The following is a 19972-nucleotide window of genomic DNA, read 5'->3' on the forward strand; positions in this document are numbered from 1 at the left end:
AATAAAAAAGGAGAGGTCATATTATGAAGTTAAAGTCAGTTTTGAAATTAAGTGGTGTGCTAGCATTGTCTGTCATTGTCTTGGCAGCGTGTGGATCTAAATCTTCATCTTCAGATAGTAAAGAACTCGCTGATAAACAGGTTATTAATTGGTCTGAAACAGCTGAATTACCATCGATGGATTTATCGACAGCAACGGATACAGTTAGCTTTAACATGTTGAACAATACTAATGAAGGTTTATACAGAATTGGTAAGAACAGTAAAGTGTCAAATGCACTTGCAACTAAAACAACCGTTTCAAAAGATGGCATGACTTATACATTTAAACTTCGTGATTCAAAATGGAGCAACGGAGACGATGTAACGGCTAAAGATTTTGTTTATTCATGGCAACGGACCGTTAATCCTAAGACAGCTTCACAATATGGTTACCTCTTCTCAGGGATTAAAAATTATGATGCAATCAGCGCGGGTAAGATGGCGCCATCAACATTGGGAATCAAAGCAACTGACAAACATACATTAGTTGTAACACTTGATAAAAAAGTACCATATTTCAAATTATTGATGGGCTTCCCAACGTTCTATCCACAAAATCAAAAAGTTGTTGAAAAGTATGGTTCTAAATATGGCACACAAAGCAAATACATGGTTTACAATGGTCCATTTACATTAAATGATTGGACAGGAACTAACTTAACTTGGGACCTAAAGAAAAATGACACTTATTGGGATAAAAAAGCAGTTAAGCTAACACAAATGAATTTCCAAGTTTCTAAAGATAATACAACAAGCTATAATTTATACCAAAGTCAAAAATTAGATATGACGAATTTATCTGCTGAACAAGCTAAAACATTGAAAACAGATAAAGACTATATCACACGTAAACAAGCATCAACGTTCTACTTACAATACAATCAAAAGAATAAATTATTTAATAACCAAAAGATTCGTCAAGCTATTTCATTAGTTATCAACAGAAAACAATTTGTTGATAAAATTTTAGGGGATGGCTCAACTGTTGCGACAGGTTTAGTATCATCAGGTCTTGCTTCAAATCCTAAAACAGGCGAAGATTTTGCAAAAGAATCAACCGTTAAATCAACTGCAAATACAGACATTGCAAAAGCAAAAGAATTATGGAAAGCAGGATTAAAAGAAGTTGGTGTTACAAAAGCTAGTTTCTCACTTCTAAGTGATGATACTGATAAAGCTAAGAAAACAAATGAATTTTTACAAAATGCGATTGAAGATAACTTAGATGGTGCGGATGTAACATTAACAAATATCCCATTCAAATCACGTTTAGCAAAATCAACTAGTGGTGATTTCGATATTGTTGTTACAGCATGGGGTGCTGATTTCTCAGACCCAATCTCATTCTTAGATTTATTTACTTCAGATAATTCACAAAATGCAGGTAAATGGAAAAATAGTGAATATGATGCATTGATTAAAGCTTCAAAAACAACAGATGCAAGTAATGCAGATAAACGTTGGGATGATTTAGTTAAGGCTGAAAAAATCTTGATGAAAGATCAAGGAATTGCACCTCTTTACCAAATGGCTCAAGCTCAATTATTAAGATCAACAGTTAAAGGTGTTATCTACAATGGAGCTGGTATCAATTACAATTTCAAAGATGCTTATGTTACTAAATAATTAATTAACGTGTTAAAATTTAACAAGTGAGAGTTAGCTACCACGGCTAATTCTGACTTGTTTTAATTACATAATAAAGCAAAAGTGAGGGTCAGAATTATGGGTAAATACCTAGTTAAACGAATTTTTTATATGCTACTGACGTTGTTTTTAGTCGCAACCATTACCTTCTTTTTAATGAAGTTAATGCCTGGATCACCTTATGCGAATCAGCAAAAAATGACAACTGAGCAATTACAGATTATGAATGAACAATATGGATTGAATAAACCCGTATGGCAACAATATCTCATTTACTTAGTGGGATTAGTTAAGGGTGATTTAGGAACGTCATTCCAATACAGTAATCAACCTGTGTCATACCTAATTTCAAGCCGTATTGGACCATCCGGACAACTTGGATTACAAGCTATCATCTTCGGAATAGTTATTGGAATTGTGATTGGTGCCATTGGTGCGATTAACAAAAATACTTGGATTGATACTTCTTCAACAATTTTATCAATCTTAGGTATCTCAATTCCTTCTTTCGTCTTAGCTGTTTTATTACAGTATTACGTAGGATTAAAGTTAGGCTGGTTACCAATTGCTGATTGGGGCGGATTCAGTTACACGATTCTACCGACAATTGCTTTAGGGGTTGGCCCACTGGCGGAGACGGCCAGGTTCATTCGAACCGAGATGGTGGATGTCCTAAGCAGTGATTACATTGAACTGGCTAAGGCTAAAGGATTAACAAAGTTTGGCGTTGTATTCCACCATGCTTTACGTAATAGTTTAATTCCTTTAGTAACATTAATCGGCCCTTATACGGTTGCATTAATGACTGGTTCAATGGTTGTTGAAAATATATTCTCAATTCCTGGAATTGGTGAACAATTCGTAAAATCAATTTTGACAAATGATTTCCCCACAATCATGGGTGTTACAATGCTTTATTCAGCTGGACTAGTAGTTGTTATCTTATTAACAGATATCATTTACGGTATTATTGACCCAAGAATTCGATTAACTGGAAGGAGAAATTAACGATGGCAGATAAAATTGACCTACCAGTAGATGCATTTGAACCGTTAGATAAAAATAACGCTATTGATAATGAAAAAATTGCTGCACCGTCGTTGACTTTCGTTCAGGATGCTTGGCGTCGGTTGAAGAAAAATAAAGGGGCTTTTATCTCACTTTGGGTCCTGGTTGCAATTTTTATTTTGGCATTTGGATCCCCCATTTTAGCACCACATAGTGCAACAGAACAAAATGTTGAGTATACAAATTTACCACCTAAAATTCCTGGTGTACCAATAGATGGATTAAATGGAAAGTTAAAAACATCATCAGGTAGCTGGTATGATGCTTATGAACAAAATAGTATTCCAAAAGATAAATACTTTATTTTAGGAACGGATGTTTTTGGACGTGATTTGTTATCAAGAATTATGTATGGAACTAAGATTTCCTTAATCGTGGCACTAGTTGCTGCATTAGTCGATTTAGGAGTCGGTGTTGCTTATGGAATCTTGTCCGGTTGGCGTGGCGGACGTGTTGATACATTCATGCAGCGAATCATCGAAATTATTTCATCGGTACCTAACTTGGTCGTTATTGTTTTAATGTTATTGGTTTTCAAACCAGGTTTAACATCAATTATTTTAGCAATTGCAGTGACTGGTTGGACAACGATGGCTCGATTAGTTCGGGCACAAACGTTGAAATTAAAAGATCAAGAATATATTCTTGCAGCTCGAACTTTAGGCGAGTCACCCGTAAAAATTGCAGTGAAACATTTACTACCTAACTTATCGAGTGTGATTATTATTCAAACAATGTTTACAATTCCTAGTGCTATTTTCTTCGAAGCTTTCTTAAGTTTCATCGGAATTGGGATTAGTGCTCCTCAAGCTTCACTTGGGTCATTATTGAATGATGGTCAAAAGAATTTCCAGTTTTTACCATACCAAATGTGGTATCCAGCAATTGTTTTATGTATTATCATGGTTGCCTTCAACTTATTAGGTGATGGACTCCGTGATGCCTTTGATCCAAAAACGAAAGAGTAGGTGTTGAAAAATGGCAGAAAATATTTTAGAAGTTAACAATCTAGAAATTAATTTTCATACGTATGCTGGAGATGTTAAAGCCATACGTGATGTTAGTTTTCATCTGGCTAAAGGTGAAACTTTAGCAATCGTTGGTGAATCAGGTTCCGGTAAATCCGTTACAACAAAAAGTTTAATGGGATTATTAGCTAATAATGCAGAAGTTATGGGTGGAGAAATTCTTTTTCATGGTGAAGATTTACTTAAAAAATCAGAAAAACAAATGGAAAACATTCGTGGTAAAGATATCGCAATGATTTTCCAAGACCCAATGACTTCTTTAGATCCTACTATGAGAATTGGTAGACAAATTGCTGAACCATTAATGAAGCATAAACATGTAAAAAAAGAAAAAGCAATGGCGCAAGCCTTGGAAATTTTGAAGTTAGTTGGGATTACAGATGCTAAAAAACGCTTTAAGGACTATCCACATCAATTTTCTGGTGGTCAACGCCAACGAATTGTTATTGCGATTTCATTAGTTTGTTATCCAGAAATTTTAATTGCTGATGAACCAACAACAGCTTTAGATGTAACCATCCAAGCACAGATTTTGGAATTAATGAAAGAATTACAAGCAAAAATTGAAACATCAATTATTTTCATTACCCATGATCTAGGGGTTGTTGCTGGTATGGCTAATCGTGTAGCGGTTATGTATGCAGGTCGGATTGTTGAATATGGGACAGTCGATGAGGTCTTTTATAACCCACAACATCCATATACTTGGGGCTTATTGAATTCAATGCCAACACTTGATAGTGAACATCTGTACGCAATTCCAGGTACACCTCCTGATTTATTGGATCCACCAAAAGGGGATGCATTTGCCGCTCGGAATGAGTACGCTATGAAGATTGATACAGAACAACAACCACCATTCTTCGATGTTTCACCAACACATGCAGCAGCTACATGGTTGTTGCATCCAGATGCACCTAAAGTAACGCCGCCAGTTGAAATTCAAAGACGGTATAAAATTTTTGCAAAACAACAAGAAACAAAAATTAAAGCGAATCAAAATTTGGTAGAAAACTAAGGAAGGGGAGCTGAACATAGTGGAACAAAAGAAAAATAAAATTTTAAAAGTCCGTCATTTAAAACAATATTTTAATGTCGGCAAACCAGACGAAGTGAAAGCTATCGATGATATTTCATTTGATATTTATGAAGGCGAGACATTTGGCTTGGTGGGCGAGTCAGGGTCTGGTAAAACAACAACAGGTCGTAGTATCATCAATTTATATGAACCAACTGATGGTAAAATTGATTTTGATGGTGTTGATATTCGTAAAATTAAGTCTAAAAAAGATAAATTACAATTTCGCCGTGACATGCAAATGATTTTTCAAGATCCATATGCATCACTAAATCCACGAATGAAAGTTAAAGATATTGTGGCAGAAGGAATAGATATTCACCATTTAGCTGCCAATGATGAAGCACGTGCGAAACGTGTTGAAGAATTATTAGAAACAGTTGGATTGAATAAAGATCATTCTAGCCGCTACCCCCATGAATTTTCAGGTGGCCAACGCCAACGTATTGGTATTGCTCGTGCTTTAGCTGTAGAACCTAAGTTTATCATCGCAGATGAACCTATTTCTGCATTAGATGTTTCAATTCAAGCGCAGGTTGTTAATTTGTTGAAGGAATTACAAATTGAACATAACTTAACATATTTGTTTATTGCACATGATTTATCAATGGTTAAATATATCAGTGATCGAATTGGTGTGATGCATTATGGTAAGTTATTAGAAATAGCTCCTGCAGACGAAATATATACACATCCTTTACACGATTATACAGCCAGTTTAATCTCGGCCGTTCCTGTTCCTGACCCTGAATTTGAACGTAATCGCATTCCAGTACCATACGATTCGTCAGTTGAGGCAGATGGTAAAAAACGTCGAATGGTTGAAATTTCGCCAGAACATTTTGTTTTAGCAAGTGAAGATGAAATCCCTATGTATAAGGAACGAGCTGCCAATACTTTGGCAGAAGAAGCTGAATAATAAATCAGAAAGATCTTTTCAAGAATTTTTGAAAAGGTCTTTTTTGATTTTAAAAAGGGTGTAAACTATTAATTGTATGAGTATCTTAAATATATTAAAGGAAGTATAAAAATTTTAGGTAATTATGCATAAAATAATGTATACTAGATGTATTAGAATTAGGTAACGACATAACTATTTTTTGATTTGGGAATGAATAAAAGGTTCAACTAAAACGTTATGTGGAACAAAGGGTTTTATATGGTGGGGAGAATGGGAGCACCCAACATGATAGATGATACAGAAGTATATAATGAAGCGTACAAAGAATTACCGTATGATGTACAATTACTTTTTCAAGAGGGGCGTCTCTGCGAAAAAGATAATGATTTAGCCGTATTATTCGATTTATTTATTAAAAGTACAATTAATTTTACTGAATTCTATGGATTTAACGATGATAGAAAGCAGCTATTTGATGAATTGAAACAAAATCCAGAAGAGGCCGCGCAGTTAATTAAGCAATATCGGTATTATCGTAATTGGTTCGAAAAATATCAGGCTAATGTTAATTGTTTTTCGAAATTAAGATTTCTAACTGTCTGTGAATGGTATGATGGTCAACAAGCATATGCAAGTAATAATTAAGAAATGCTATCATACAAGAAATTAAGTAAAAAAAAGTTAGAATATAAAATTAATTTAACTTAAAATGCGAACTTAAAATATACGGCAAGCTTAACAATATTGTTAAGCTTTTTTTGTTTTTATAAGACGCAGAAAAAATTAAAATAGATAACAAGCCAAGTGCTTGTTATCGATGAGAAGGGTGTGGTATATTAATTGCAATTATCGGGGGGTAATCGAATGAGTTTAGGTGAAGGAATAAAAAATGTAAACGCATTACCGTATGATGTGAGGCTATTATTAGAGGAAAGAAATATTCCGGAGAATCAAATGAGTTGGGAAATTATTTCTGATGTGTTTCTTGAAAGTATTGCGACTTACACAGCATTTTATGGATTTAATGAGGATCGTAGAGCGCTATTCAATGATTTAAAAAATGATAAAAATGAGGCCAATCAAATTATAACAACCTATAAAGAATATCGTGAGTGGTTTAAATACTATCACGTTCATTTTGAAAATCTAGAAGATGTGAGGTTTTTAACGATTTGTGAGTCAATAGGTGTAGATGGCATAATAATAAAAGATTAAATTCAAAAACGCTATGACTACTTTTAATTAAGTAGTCATAGCGTTTTTGAATTTAATCTTTAATACCATCTCTTTTACGTTCACGTTCAGCAATCATTGGCATAATGAATCCAAGACCGATAAGAACAACGACACTAATAATATTGATGGCTAACTGGTAGTAGAATAGTGAGCTACCCATCTCGACATCTTGAGGAATAATCCCAAAGACTGTTGCCAAAACAGTAACAACTAAGCACCATAAACCAACAGCGTAAGCTAATTTGTCATTTTTAATGAAGACATATTCTGATGGATATTTAGCACTATTTTTACGGATCTGCATGAAGGCGAAGAAAATCCAACAAGTGACACCTGGTGAAATAATTCCATTCAAGTTCAGTAACCAATTAAAGATTGTATTCATATCTGGCAAGAAGACACCCAAGAAGAGAATGAAGGCACTTAAAGTACAAGTTAAAATGTACCCATTAATTGGTAAACCATCTTTGTTAACTTTAAGTAATTTCTTAGGCATATAACGAGCGCCTGTGTCAGAGATAAGCATGCGAGTCATAGCGTCAAGAAGAACAGCTAGAAGAGCACACATGTACACAATTTGAGTAATAGCGAAGGCATACATTAACCAACTACCCATATGAAATTGATCTCCTAAACGAAGGAATGCGTAGTACGAACCATTCATTTTAAAATCATTAGGAATGTTATGGGCATTGAAGAAAATCCCAAGTGCGAATGAGCCGAAAACTGTTAAGAAGATTGTCATAACGGTTAACATAATCATGGCTTTAGGGAAATCTTTTTTAGGTTTTTTCATTTTTGTGACAAATGGCGCAATTAATTCTGCACCATTAATCGCATAAATTAATAAACCAATTGTTGTGAAATAATGTAAATCAAATTTAGGAATTAGTGTGTGCCAGCTCATATTTGTTGTTGCAATACGACCTGAAGGTGTTAATAATGAGCCAAATGCCATTACAACATATAAAATTGTGAGGATGAACATGGTACCACCACCAATAAGACCTAAAAATTCTAATGAACCTTTGAAGAAACGTTGAACAAAAATGAAACCAACGAAGATTACTAATGTTATTAACGCGAACATAGCTGTTGATAAACTATCTTCGAGTGCATTACTTCCGTTAAATAACCAACCAAAGCCAACAACGACTGAATTAGCGGTATCAACAACGTAAGGAATCGAAGCAGCCCAATAAGTCCATGCCGTAAAGTAACCTAGTTTTTCGCCACGAGTTCCGCGAACCCATGAACTTAAACCGCCACCTTCTGAATTAAAGACGGAACCTAATTGTCCTACCATTAAAGAATAGGGAATTACATATAATAGCAATAAAATGATCCAAGATGTAATAACGCCCATACCTTGATTTTGAAAGTTATAGACGATATCGTCGAAGCCAATAACTGTTACGAATGACATTAATGCCAAAACTGGCCACGATATAAATGTTTTTTTCTCGTTTTCCATAAGTACCTCCCGTGATAAATAACTATGTAAATTAAACTAACAATTTATAAGTATAGTGAACTGACTAATTAATTTCCATGAAAAATTAAATTAATATAAAATGTAATCGTTTTAATGAGAATTAAGTTAAGAATTAACGATAATAAAAATTGCTATTTAATGTGTACTATGTATAATAGTACACATATAGTAAAATGATAAATATAAATGGAGGACTAATAAAATGAAAGAAATAGTTGTAAGCGCAAAAGATGTTAAAAAAGTCTACGGTAAGAATAAAGAGAAGAAAACGGAAGCCTTAAAAGGGATTAATTTTTCTGTCGAACAGGGTGAATTTATTGGTATCATGGGGGCATCAGGATCAGGTAAATCAACATTACTTAACTTATTATCAACACTAGACCAGCCGACTTCAGGACAAATTGAGATTAATAATCAGGATATCTCAATGATGCGTGGCGATAAACTATCAGATTTTAGAGCACAACAAATTGGCTTTATTTTCCAAAGTTTTAACCTGCTAGATAACTTAACGGCAGCTGAAAATATAACATTGCCACTATCATTACAGAATGCGTCTATTTCTAAATATCAAGAACGTATTGATAAATTAACGAAAACACTGGGGATAGATAGTGTTCTTGGACAATTTCCAACTGAATTATCTGGTGGCCAAAAGCAACGAGTTGCAGCAGCTCGTGCTTTAGTCCATAATCCTGCAATCTTATTAGCAGATGAACCAACAGGTGCTTTGGATTCTAAAAGTGCAAAGTCACTCCTATCAACGATGGAAAGTTTAAATAAAAATGATCAAGTATCAATTTTGATGGTGACTCATGACGCTGTTAGTGCGAGTTACTGTCAACGAATTCTCTTTATTAAAGATGGTAAGATTGGTCGAGAATTGATTCAAGGAACGAATACGCGAACAGAGTTTTATCAAGAAATTTTAAATGAACTAGCTAAGAGTGAACAATAATTTTAAGAAGGGAGGAAACAATATGTTATTAAAATTATCCTTAACTGGAATTAAGAGTCGCTTTAAAGATTATCTAATCTTGTTATCAGGACTCATTATGGCTTCAGCAATCTTTTACATGTTTGAAGCATTAGCAACTAATCAAGAATTTATTAAACAAAATGCGACGATAAAATTTGCAGCAATGATTTTCCAAGTAGGTTCTGTACTACTTGCAATTATTACACTGTTTTATATTATCTATGCGAATACATTTTTAATGAGCATGCGTCAAAGAGATTATGGGATGTTCATGATGCTAGGCGCTAAAAAGCGTAAGATTGGGCGCTTAATTTTCACTGAAACTTTAATTATTGGCTTAATTGCAACAGCTGTTGGTATTTTAGTTGGTATTGGACTGACATATGGCGTTAGCCAATTTTTAGTAGATAAAATGGATCTTGCACCGCATTCTTTTCAAGCTTTTTATTTCCCAGCAATCCTAATAACAATGCTTTTCTTCGTTATTCTTTTCATGATTGCTGCTATATTTAATCGACAAAGCTTGTTAAGAACGCCTATCTTAAAATTATTAAATGAAGCAGAACAACCACAAGGTAAAAAGCTAAAATCTTATAATATCTTAATTCAAAGTATCTTAGGATTAGGTTTAATTGCAAGTGGCTATTATTTATTAAGTCATTTAGCACTGTTTCAAATGGCTGGATTTATTGGGTCAGTCGTAACAATTTTGATTGGGACATTTTTAATTTTCAATTCATTATTTAGTGGATTGGTTCAATTATTAAAACGTAATAAGGGATTTTCTGAAAAGCAATTAAATACCTTTTTATTAGGGCAACTTAGCTTTCGATTAGGTTCATTAAATCGGGTTCTAACAATGGTTGCGATGTTATTTGCACTAGCATTAGGCGCAATAACTGTTGGGATGGGATTCTCTGGTGTGGTTGATCAAACAGCTACTTCTACTTCCCCATATGATGTTGTTGTCCAAAATCCATCAACAAAAGAGAAAAAATTACTTAGTCAATTGACTGATAAAAAAGAGTCCATTTATGAAGCAAAAAAAGTTGGTTCTGTCCGTTATTTTAAAAAATCTGACTTTGTGAAATCACCATTGTACACGCTTGATTTCACGGAAACGGGAACGGCTACCGGTAAATTTATTAAAGTTGACCCTGCCAAAATGACAGCTAAAAATGAGGATAATCTATGGGGAAATGCTGTTAGAACTACATTGGAATCCCCTGATATGTTAAATCCAGTACTTGTCTCTGACGCATCATTTTCAGCTGTTTCGGCGAAGACACAACGTATCCATACTGTTAGGTTAGCATCATTTAAAGATAATAAAGAAATCTTAAAAGCATTGAGCGAAGAAATACCTAAAAATCAGTTAGATAATTCATCTTATTTTATGAATAAGTATGTCGTATATCAGTTGGCTAACGGCATTTATGGCGGATTAGAATTCATTGGATTCTTCTTAGGCGTTGCGATGTTGGCAATGTTAGCAAGTGTTCTTATGTTTAAAATATTGTCTAGTGCGGCAACGGATAAAAAACGATATGATTTATTGAACCAATTAGGCGCTAAGCAACGACTAATGAAAAAATCAATTAGGCGCGAAATTGGCATCTTATTCTTCTTACCTGGAATTGTCGGTGTAATCCACGTTTTATTCGGACTACAAATGTTCAAGGAATTAATTCCAGATCCATATTCACATATAACGATTCCATTTATTATTTTTGCAGTTCTCTATTTGGGATATTATTGGGTAACAGTTACCTTATATAAAGGGATGGTATTAAAAAAATAAAAAAGAGGTGAATATTCAGTTTTTAAAACTGAGTATTCACCTCTCTTTATTTAGATGGGTTGTTCGCCAAAATTACCATAATAGCTAACTTCAATTGTATCGTGATGAACGATTAATTTAGTGACGCTACCATTTTTAGGACTAGATGATATATCAATATTAGGTGCGTATCGTGAAACGATACTTCTAATTGCTGTCCCGTGACCAACTAATAGAACGTTGTCATTATTATTTTGGTTAGTGCGTAAAAAATCAAAAGCATGATCATAGCGATTCCAAAATTCTTGGTCATTTTCAGCTAAATTAAAAGGGTCAGCACTTTTTATGAAATCACGTGAGTCTTCGATGGAATATTTTTCAAGAATATCATTGAAGGTTTGACAATTAAAAGGTGTACCAACTGTTTGCATAACAGCTGCAGTATCTTGGCCTTCAAATGAGCCATAATATTCTTCTCTAAAAAGTGCTGTTTCAATTGGTGTTAACTGTGCATTTTCTTCAACATTCGTTTCACTTAAAATATGGCTTAGTGTTTTTTTTGTACGCATTGTGTCACTTCGATAAATGGCATTAAATGATTTATCGCGTAAAAGTTTTCCTGAATGGGTGGCATCGTTGATTCCCTTATCTGTAAGTGGAGAGTCACACCAGCCTTGCATTCTCTGGAAAGAGTTAAAAAAAGTTTGGCCATGACGAACCATATAAACGGTAAATGACATATGAAATCCTTTCATAAATAAATATTTAATTTGTAAATAAAAAAGGTACTTAGAGCTGTCTGGTTTTTGATGAATAGTCTCACTTAATGCATTAATTTTAGAAAAAGAAAAGACTTTTATTTTATTTAATCCAATGTATACTAAATAAACGGAGAATTAAAATATGAGATTATTTATGACTACTAGTAAGATGATACCGAATGAGATATTAATTACAAGTCTAAATCTAATTGTTTTAACTGCATAAATTGTATTAACTATTCAAGAAGGAGTGTTTATTATTTTGATTACGTTGGCTGGTATTATTGGTTCAGGAAAATCTAGTATGACAAAAATTTTATCTGAAGAACTTGGGGTAGAGGCTTTTTACGAACCTGTTACAGATAACCCGGTATTACCTTTATTTTACAAAGGTAACGAAATCGCTGCAAAAAAACGTGAAGCAGGGGATAAGGAAGCAACAAATCCCTACGCTTACTTATTACAAACTTTCTTTTTGAATCGTCGTTTCAGAATGATTAAAGCAGCAATGCAAGAAGATAATAATGTTCTTGATCGTTCAATTTATGAAGATGCTATTTTTATGAAGATGAATACAGAAATGGGTAATGCCACAACTGTTGAATATAACATCTATCAAGATTTATTAGAAAATATGCTTGAAGAGTTACCTTATGCTGCACATAAAAAATCACCCGATTTGATGGTTATGATTAAAGTTTCTTATGAAACAATGGTTAATCGTATTCAAAAACGTGGCCGTGATTATGAACAAATTGAAACTGACCACTCATTGGTTGAATACTATAAAACATTACTTCGCTATTATGAAGATTGGGAAAAAGAATATGACGTTTCTGAATTTTTAGTTATTGATGGCGATAAATACGATTTTGTTGAAAATGAAGCTGATCGTAATATTGTTTTAAATATTATTGAAGATAAATTACAAGAATTAGGTAATTTATCTGAAAAAGAAGTTATCGATTACAAGACACAACGTAAATCAATTTAAACTAAAAGGAGTAACCAATTTTAAAAATTGGTTACTCCTTTTTTATTTAGATTTTATCATCATCGTGATGATTGAAATATTCAACTTTAACTGAATTGTCATCAACGATTAACTTAGTTACACTACCGTTTTTAGGGCTCATTGTAATATCAATTTCGGGTGCAAAATGAGAAACGATACTTCTGATTGTTGTCCCATGACTGACAACTAAAACGTTATCGCCATCTTTAGCATCTTTACGCAATAAATCAAAACCTTTATTACGACGTGCCCAAAAATCGGCATCGTCTTCAGCATCATGGAAAGGATCGATTTCTTTGAAGAAGTCACGTGCCTCTTCAATTGAAAATTTTTGCAAAATCTCAGTGAAATTAGCAGCGCCATGTGGCTTACCAACAACAAACCAAGCTTGAGAAGAATCGGCACCTTCATAGTAACCATAGCCTTGCTCTCTAAGAAACTCAGATGTTGTAACAATTAAATCTGAAGAGTTTTCATTTTCAGATAAAATGTAGTTAGCTGTACGATTTGCGCGGGTTGTATCACTACTGTATGCATTAGCAAACTGAATTTGTGATAATTTTTTTCCAGTAGTGTGGCCGTCGTTAATGCCTTTTTCTGTAAGTGGTGAATCGGACCAACCTTGCATCCGATTATATTTATTGAAAATGGTTTGACCATGGCGAACGAGATAGACTGTAAATGGCATGAGAACCTCCTGAAGTTTATGTGATAGCCCCATTATACGCTAAAGAAAACGATTATTCTAAAAAGCTTATCCTAGAATTTAGCATCAAGTTTTTTTCTAAGTAAAAATTTCGTAAGTTGTACTAACCCAGCTAAGACCACTGGAAGTAATGCTATCCCGGCAATTGAAAGGAAAATAATAGAAAAATGATCCTTAACAAATGGAATTGCGCCGAAGTAGTAACCGACGCCACTTCCAATGGCTACCCAAAGTGAGACGCCAATTAAGTTGAAAATACTAAAATGTCTGTAATTCATTTGAATAGTACCAGAAATAAGTGGCACAAAAGTTCTAATTAATGGGATAAAGCGTCCAAATACGACTGTTTTTGCACCATGTTTTTTGAAAAAACTTTTGGCGATTTCCATCTTTTCAGGGGGGATTCTTTTTTTAAAGAAAGGTAATTTATTTAAATGTCGACCAATTTCAAAATTCACGGCATCTCCAGAGAGTGCGGCAAAAAAGAATATTGGGACTAATACCCGAATATCAATGGTATCTGTTGAGTAGGCGGCAATGGAACTAGTGAAAAAGAGTAGCGACTCACCAGGTAGAAAAGGAAAAACAACAAGACCTGTTTCGGCAAAGATAAGTACAAAAAGAATTAAGTAACTCCAGTTACCTAAAGTCTGGAAAAGAGGTCCTAAATAATTTTCGAAATGGGTGAAGAAAAACCAAGCTTGTTCGAACATTGTCAGGCCCTCCAATCGTTTTAGTCTTACTCATTATATTAAACTGAAATTAAAAAAAAGGCTATTATTTTAACTGATATTTAGCTTTTATTAAGATTTGTCTCACTATAAGAGGTCACCAGTGTTAAACAGGTTTCGATACTGGTATACTAGATATATTAAATTTTTGGAGGTCAATATGACTAGACACACTTTAATTGCAGGAATGACAACTTTAATTGGTCTAATTATTGGGATTGTGATAAGTAAAATTGCTGTCGCAACATTAATTGGATTAGCTGTTGGAATCGTAGTTGACCAATTCCTACCAAATAAGAAATAAGTTCAATTAGTTGCCTATTTGAGTTGATTATAAAAAAATGATACACTATTAGGCCTAATAAAATCATGTAAAGTGGGGTATTGAGAAATGGCTGATGAAATTAAAATCGAAGAACAAGCACATCTTGATGATGTTATTGTTAAAATAAAAGATGCTGAAGTTAAACGTCAAAATGAAATAAAGTACGCTGAAAGTGAAGCACGATCGATTAATGGCGAATTTACAAGTGATGTTCATATCAATACGACAACATACACTGGAATGATTGATACAGCAATGTCTGTTCGTCAGCAACAACAGTTATTAGCTGAACGTGAAACGAGTTGGAAAAACGCAACTTCTCGTTTAGACATTTTAAAGAAATTAGAAAAGAAACCTTATTTTGCACGTTTAAACATTCAAGAAGGAACTAATAAAAAAGAAACAATCTATATTGGCTTGGGCTCTTTTGCTGATCGACCTGAACACTTTATGGTTTATGATTGGCGTGCACCCATATCGAGTGTTTATTACGATGGCGGACTAGGTGATGTCACTTACCAAACTCCTGATGGTGATCAAACAGTAGATGTTTCATTGAAACGTCAATTCGTAATTGAAGATGGCCAAATTGAAACGATATTTGATACTGATGAAGCTGTTGGTGATCAGATGTTATTAGACGTCTTGAATGATTCTGCTGATACAAAGATGAAGAGTATCGTAACGACGATTCAGAAGGAACAAAATCAAATTATTCGAGATGTAAAAGCTGAATTATTATTTGTTCAAGGTGCAGCTGGTTCGGGTAAAACCTCAGCTGTATTACAACGTGTGGCTTACTTGCTGTACCGTTACCGCGGTAATTTAACAGCTAGTCAAGTTGTTTTATTCTCACCTAATCAATTATTTAATGATTATATTGATCAAGTGTTGCCAGAACTTGGTGAACAAAATATGGTTCAAATGACTTATTTCCAATATGCATCAAGACGTTTACCAAATATGCAAGTTGAAACGTTACAAGAACGCTTTGAAGAAGACAATGCGCCTGCTAAAAAACGTATTCAAGTTCTGAAAAATAGTTTGGCATTCTTTAATGCCTCAACTGCTTATTCAGAACATTTGGAACAAGCAGACATGAAGTTCAGAGATATTAAATTCAATAATGAAGTCTTTATTTCAAAAGATAAAATAAAAGGTATCTACTATAAATATAATGAAAATTATCATTTACGGACAAGATTAGAAGCAACACGTGAATCATTAGTTAAATTATTGAATCGTCGAATTGAAGCTGAGGCTAAGTTAGAATGGGTTGAAAAAGCAATTCAAGATATGTCTAAAGAACAATTGAATGATTTGTATGGAGACCAAGACCGCGAATTTGCAAGCGGTGATAAAGAAATGCGTTTCTTAACGCGTACTTTAGTTATGCGCCAATTTACAAGTGTGCACAGAGCAATTGTGCGCAATCGATTCTTAAATATCAGTTCACAATATGTGAACTTTTTACACAATGTGCCTAAGTATCTTAATTTGAGTGACTATAATGTTACTGTAGAAGAATGGCAAGCAGATGTGGCTGAAGTTGTGTCACGTTTAAAAAATCGTCAAATATCGATGCATGACGTTACGCCATACTTATACTTATTTGATCGTATGACGGGTAAGCATGGTGAAACAGATGTCCGTTACGTCTTTATTGATGAAATTCAAGACTACACGGCATTTCAATTAGCTTTCTTGAAGGAAGGGTTCCCAAGAGCTAAGTTTACACTGCTTGGTGATTTAAACCAGGCTATTTTCACAAAAGAAAATAGTAAGAGTTTACTATCAGAATTGGGACATTTATTCCCAGCTGATAAAACCAAAGTCGTGCAATTGACGAAATCATATCGTTCAACACAACAAATCACAGATTTCACAAAAGAAGTGTTGATAAATGGTGAATCAGTGACGTCATTTAACCGACAAGGTGACTTACCCACAATGACTGTGGATAATAATTCTGATAAATTAGTTCACGATTTAGAAAAACAAGTACAACAAAATGTGGATGATCATCTAACAACGGCAATCATCGCTAAATCATTAGCTGAATGTACAGAATTGTATGAACAATTACAAGCCGAGGGCGTGCCAGTTACATTGATTAAAACGGAAAATCAACGTTTGGCCGATGGAACGATTATTGTGCCAGCTTTCCTAGCTAAAGGTTTGGAATTTGATGCGGTTGTTATGTGGGGCGCTTCAAAGATTAACTATCATGAAGAAGACGAGCGTCAATTAGTTTATACGATTTGTTCAAGAGCAATGCATCGACTAACTGTTTATGCTGAAAAAGAATTATCACCATTATTTGACCATGTTTCAAAAAGTTTATATAGTTTAAAATAAGCTATGGAAGAAATGACCTATTGCGGAAACTGATAGGTCATTTTTATTAGAGGATTGTTAAAATGGATAAACAAATGAATTATTATAAAATTCCAAGGGATGAATGGCGTGGCTTTTATAAAACGAAACAGATTGATTTGTCACAACAAAAATTGAATGAAATTCAATCTGTTAATGATAAGATATCAGTTCAAGATGTGCAGGAAATTTACATGCCATTGGTTCATTTATTAAATATGACATTGTTGGGTAAGCAAGATTTGCAATCAAAAAAAGCAGATTTTCTAGGAATTAAAGATCAAAAATGGCCTTTTGTGATTGGAATTACGGGTAGTGTTGCAGTGGGTAAAAGTACAACGGCACGTTTGTTGCAATTATTACTCACAGCGTTATACCCAACAAAAAAGGTTCAAGCAATTACAACGGATGGCTTTTTATATCCTAATGAAACACTAATTCACCAGAATATCTTGGACCGTAAAGGTTTTCCAGAAAGTTATGACATGGAAAAACTAATTCTATTTTTAAACGACGTGAAAAGTGGTCTGAAAACTGAAGCACCAGTATATTCACATGATAGTTATGATATTGTACCTGGAATGGTACAAACAATTAATCAACCAGATATTTTGATTGTTGAAGGGATTAATGTTTTACAATTACCAAGTAACCAACAATTGTATGTTAGTGATTTCTTTGATTATTCAATTTATGTTGATGCTGATGCTGACTTAATTGAAAAATGGTATTTGGAACGTTTTGGTGTTCTTTTGAACACCTCTTTTCAGAAACCTGGAAATTACTATTATGATTATGCGATTGGTAACCACGATGAAGCATTTAAGTTGGCACGTAATGTCTGGAAAACCGTGAATTTAAAGAACTTACAAGAGTTCATTTTACCAACCAGAAATCGTGCTGATCTTATTTTAGAGAAGACAGATGAGCATCGAATTAATACCGTTTATTTACGCAAATATTAGAAAATAGAGATATTTTCACAGATTTTCATGAAAATTAAATCAAACGATTGACCAAGTGGGTTTCAATCAGTAGAATAGACGTAATAAGAAACTAAAAAATATGAAGAGGTGACTATTTTTGGCCAACGTTAGCATGCAAGATTTCGACAAAATTATCGTTCTTGATTTTGGTAGTCAATATAATCAATTAATTACTCGTCGTGTACGTGAATTCGGAATTTATTCTGAATTGTTATCACACAAGATTAGTGCAGCCGAAATAAAAGAGATTGCCCCTAAAGGTATCATTTTTTCTGGTGGCCCAAATAGTGTTTATGATGAAGATGCACTCAGAGTAGATCCTGAAATCTTTGAATTAGGTATTCCTATCTTAGGTATCTGTTACGGTATGCAACTAATGGCATATACAATGCCAGGTGGTAAAGTTGAAAGTGCAGATAACAAAGAATATGGTAAGGCTGAAATTGAGGTTACTAATCCAGAAGGAACTTTATTCAAAGGATTACCAGCTGAACAAACAGTTTGGATGAGTCATGGTGACTTAGTAACAGAAGTTCCTGATGGTTTTACATCAGTTGCAACTTCTGTTAACTGTCCTATTTCTGCAATGCAAAATCTTGATAAGAAATTCTATGGCCTTCAATTCCATACTGAAGTTCGCAACACTGAATTTGGGGATGACATTTTACGTCGTTTCGCATTTGATGTTTGTGAAGCTGAAAGTAACTGGTCAATGGCTGATTTTATTGATTTACAAATTGCTAAAATCCGCGAAACTGTTGGTGATAAAAAAGTCCTTCTTGGTTTATCAGGTGGGGTTGATTCTTCAGTTGTTGGTGTTTTATTGCACAAAGCAATTGGTAACCAACTAACAAGTATTTTCGTTGATCATGGTTTACTTCGTAAAAATGAAGCTGATCAAGTTATGGAAATGCTTGGCGGTAAATTTGGCTTGAATATCATTAAAGTTGATGCTCAAGAACGTTTCTTAGGTAAATTAGAAGGAATTTCTGATCCTGAAACGAAACGTAAAACAATTGGTAATGAATTCATCCGTGTCTTTGATGATGAAGCTACTAAGTTAAAAGGAATTGACTTCTTGGCTCAAGGAACACTTTACACTGATGTGATTGAATCTGGGACAGATACTGCCCAAACAATTAAATCTCATCATAATGTTGGTGGCCTTCCTGATGATATGCAATTTAGCTTAATCGAACCATTGCGAACATTATTCAAAGATGAAGTTCGTGAACTTGGCGAAAAAATGGGTATGAGTGAAGAATTAGTATGGCGTCAACCATTCCCAGGCCCTGGTCTTGGAATTCGTGTTCTTGGTGAAATTACTGAAGAAAAATTAACAATCGTTAGAGATAGTGATTTAATTTTACGTGAAGAAATTAAAAATGCTGGTCTTGATCGTGAAATCTGGCAATACTTTACTGTCTTACCGGGCATTAGAAGTGTTGGTGTGATGGGCGATGGACGTACTTATGACTACACAGTTGGTATCCGTGGTGTTACTTCAATTGATGGTATGACTGCTGATTTTGCTAGAATCCCTTGGGATGTCTTACAAAAAATCTCAGTCCGTATTGTAAACGAAGTCGCACATGTTAACCGCATCGTGTATGATATTACGAGCAAGCCGCCTTCAACAATCGAATGGGAATAGCGATGTAGGCCAATTTGAGCTAGAAAGAGTGATACAGAGGCATTTTGGATTTGCTCAAGGCAGCTCAAACTCCGCCAACTCCGCCAAAAAAATATGGTGCTCCGCCGAAACTCCGCCTAATTATGGTGGACAATCAATCGAAAACTCATTTAAGACTGCTAGAAC

General features: G+C 34.2%; 18 protein-coding genes. 14 read left to right on the plus strand and 4 right to left on the minus strand.

Translation table 11 applies throughout. From position 1 onward, the window contains the following. The first annotated feature begins 23 nt into the window (after nt 1–23). The 7 genes from AC1RO3_RS01345 to AC1RO3_RS01375 all read left to right on the plus strand — a co-directional run bounded on the left by AC1RO3_RS01345 (nt 24) and on the right by AC1RO3_RS01375 (nt 6978). Nucleotides 24–1667: a peptide ABC transporter substrate-binding protein gene (locus tag AC1RO3_RS01345; RefSeq protein ID WP_481760926.1), complete on the plus strand. Its 1644-nt coding sequence runs from the start codon at nt 24–26 to the stop codon at nt 1665–1667. A gap of 99 nt (nt 1668–1766) precedes the next feature. Further along, nucleotides 1767–2696, plus strand: coding sequence for an oligopeptide ABC transporter permease (gene opp3b / locus AC1RO3_RS01350; RefSeq protein WP_409021660.1), 930 nt, complete (start codon nt 1767–1769; stop codon nt 2694–2696). Nucleotides 2697–2698: 2 nt separating this feature from the next. Further along, nucleotides 2699–3724: an oligopeptide ABC transporter permease gene (gene opp3C, locus AC1RO3_RS01355; RefSeq protein ID WP_481760925.1), complete on the plus strand. Its 1026-nt coding sequence runs from the start codon at nt 2699–2701 to the stop codon at nt 3722–3724. A gap of 10 nt (nt 3725–3734) precedes the next feature. Beyond that, nucleotides 3735–4802 (plus strand): ABC transporter ATP-binding protein, encoded by a 1068-nt coding sequence (locus AC1RO3_RS01360; protein ID WP_481760924.1) that lies wholly within the window; start codon nt 3735–3737, stop codon nt 4800–4802. Nucleotides 4803–4821: 19 nt separating this feature from the next. Beyond that, complete coding sequence (locus AC1RO3_RS01365) at nt 4822–5781, plus strand: ABC transporter ATP-binding protein (RefSeq protein WP_481760923.1); 960 nt, start codon at nt 4822–4824, stop codon at nt 5779–5781. A 267-nt stretch (nt 5782–6048) separates the two neighbouring features. Further along, nucleotides 6049–6408, plus strand: coding sequence for a hypothetical protein (locus AC1RO3_RS01370; protein WP_481760922.1), 360 nt, complete (start codon nt 6049–6051; stop codon nt 6406–6408). 219 nt (nt 6409–6627) lie between these two features. Further along, nucleotides 6628–6978: a hypothetical protein gene (locus tag AC1RO3_RS01375; RefSeq protein WP_481760921.1), complete on the plus strand. Its 351-nt coding sequence runs from the start codon at nt 6628–6630 to the stop codon at nt 6976–6978. Between the two features lie 52 nt (nt 6979–7030). Here the strand turns inward: AC1RO3_RS01375 and AC1RO3_RS01380 are convergent, their stop codons facing one another. After that, a complete protein-coding gene (locus tag AC1RO3_RS01380) occupies nt 7031–8473 on the minus strand; it encodes an APC family permease (protein WP_481760920.1) in 1443 nt (480 codons plus the stop codon). Nucleotides 8474–8696: 223 nt separating this feature from the next. Here AC1RO3_RS01380 and AC1RO3_RS01385 point away from each other — a divergent pair, with 223 nt between their 5' ends. Both AC1RO3_RS01385 and AC1RO3_RS01390 read left to right on the plus strand, forming a co-directional pair. Next, the gene (locus AC1RO3_RS01385; protein ID WP_481760919.1) at nt 8697–9452 is read left to right on the plus strand and encodes an ABC transporter ATP-binding protein; all 756 of its coding nucleotides are present in this window, start codon (nt 8697–8699) and stop codon (nt 9450–9452) included. Nucleotides 9453–9474: 22 nt separating this feature from the next. Further along, nucleotides 9475–11274, plus strand: a complete 1800-nt coding sequence (locus AC1RO3_RS01390) for an ABC transporter permease (RefSeq protein ID WP_481760918.1) — start codon at nt 9475–9477, stop codon at nt 11272–11274. Between the two features lie 50 nt (nt 11275–11324). Here the strand turns inward: AC1RO3_RS01390 and AC1RO3_RS01395 are convergent, their stop codons facing one another. Beyond that, complete coding sequence (locus tag AC1RO3_RS01395; protein WP_481760917.1) at nt 11325–12008, minus strand: histidine phosphatase family protein; 684 nt, start codon at nt 12006–12008, stop codon at nt 11325–11327. A 268-nt stretch (nt 12009–12276) separates the two neighbouring features. Here AC1RO3_RS01395 and AC1RO3_RS01400 point away from each other — a divergent pair, with 268 nt between their 5' ends. Continuing rightward, nucleotides 12277–13008 (plus strand): deoxynucleoside kinase, encoded by a 732-nt coding sequence (locus tag AC1RO3_RS01400; protein WP_481760916.1) that lies wholly within the window; start codon nt 12277–12279, stop codon nt 13006–13008. Nucleotides 13009–13054: 46 nt separating this feature from the next. On the opposite strand, the gene AC1RO3_RS01405 is transcribed toward AC1RO3_RS01400, so the two are convergent. Then, nucleotides 13055–13717: a histidine phosphatase family protein gene (locus AC1RO3_RS01405; RefSeq protein ID WP_481760915.1), complete on the minus strand. Its 663-nt coding sequence runs from the start codon at nt 13715–13717 to the stop codon at nt 13055–13057. Nucleotides 13718–13788: 71 nt separating this feature from the next. Next, nucleotides 13789–14448 carry a VTT domain-containing protein gene (locus AC1RO3_RS01410; RefSeq protein WP_481760914.1) on the minus strand — a complete coding sequence of 220 codons (660 nt, stop codon included), beginning with the start codon at nt 14446–14448 and terminating at the stop codon, nt 13789–13791. A 178-nt stretch (nt 14449–14626) separates the two neighbouring features. Between AC1RO3_RS01410 and AC1RO3_RS01415 the strand changes: the two genes are divergently transcribed. The 4 genes from AC1RO3_RS01415 to guaA all read left to right on the plus strand — a co-directional run bounded on the left by AC1RO3_RS01415 (nt 14627) and on the right by guaA (nt 19807). Next, entirely contained in the window at nt 14627–14770 is a 144-nt protein-coding gene (locus AC1RO3_RS01415; RefSeq protein WP_481760913.1) for a hypothetical protein, read from the plus strand. A gap of 87 nt (nt 14771–14857) precedes the next feature. Beyond that, nucleotides 14858–17149, plus strand: a complete 2292-nt coding sequence (helD, locus tag AC1RO3_RS01420) for an RNA polymerase recycling motor HelD (RefSeq protein WP_481760912.1) — start codon at nt 14858–14860, stop codon at nt 17147–17149. Nucleotides 17150–17211: 62 nt separating this feature from the next. Then, the gene (coaA, locus tag AC1RO3_RS01425; protein ID WP_481760911.1) at nt 17212–18132 is read left to right on the plus strand and encodes a type I pantothenate kinase; all 921 of its coding nucleotides are present in this window, start codon (nt 17212–17214) and stop codon (nt 18130–18132) included. A 133-nt stretch (nt 18133–18265) separates the two neighbouring features. Next, a complete protein-coding gene (gene guaA / locus AC1RO3_RS01430) occupies nt 18266–19807 on the plus strand; it encodes a glutamine-hydrolyzing GMP synthase (RefSeq protein ID WP_481761138.1) in 1542 nt (513 codons plus the stop codon). Nucleotides 19808–19972 lie beyond the last annotated feature (165 nt).

It is taken from the genome of Dellaglioa sp. CoH-57-MRSF-19 (assembly GCF_056781975.1).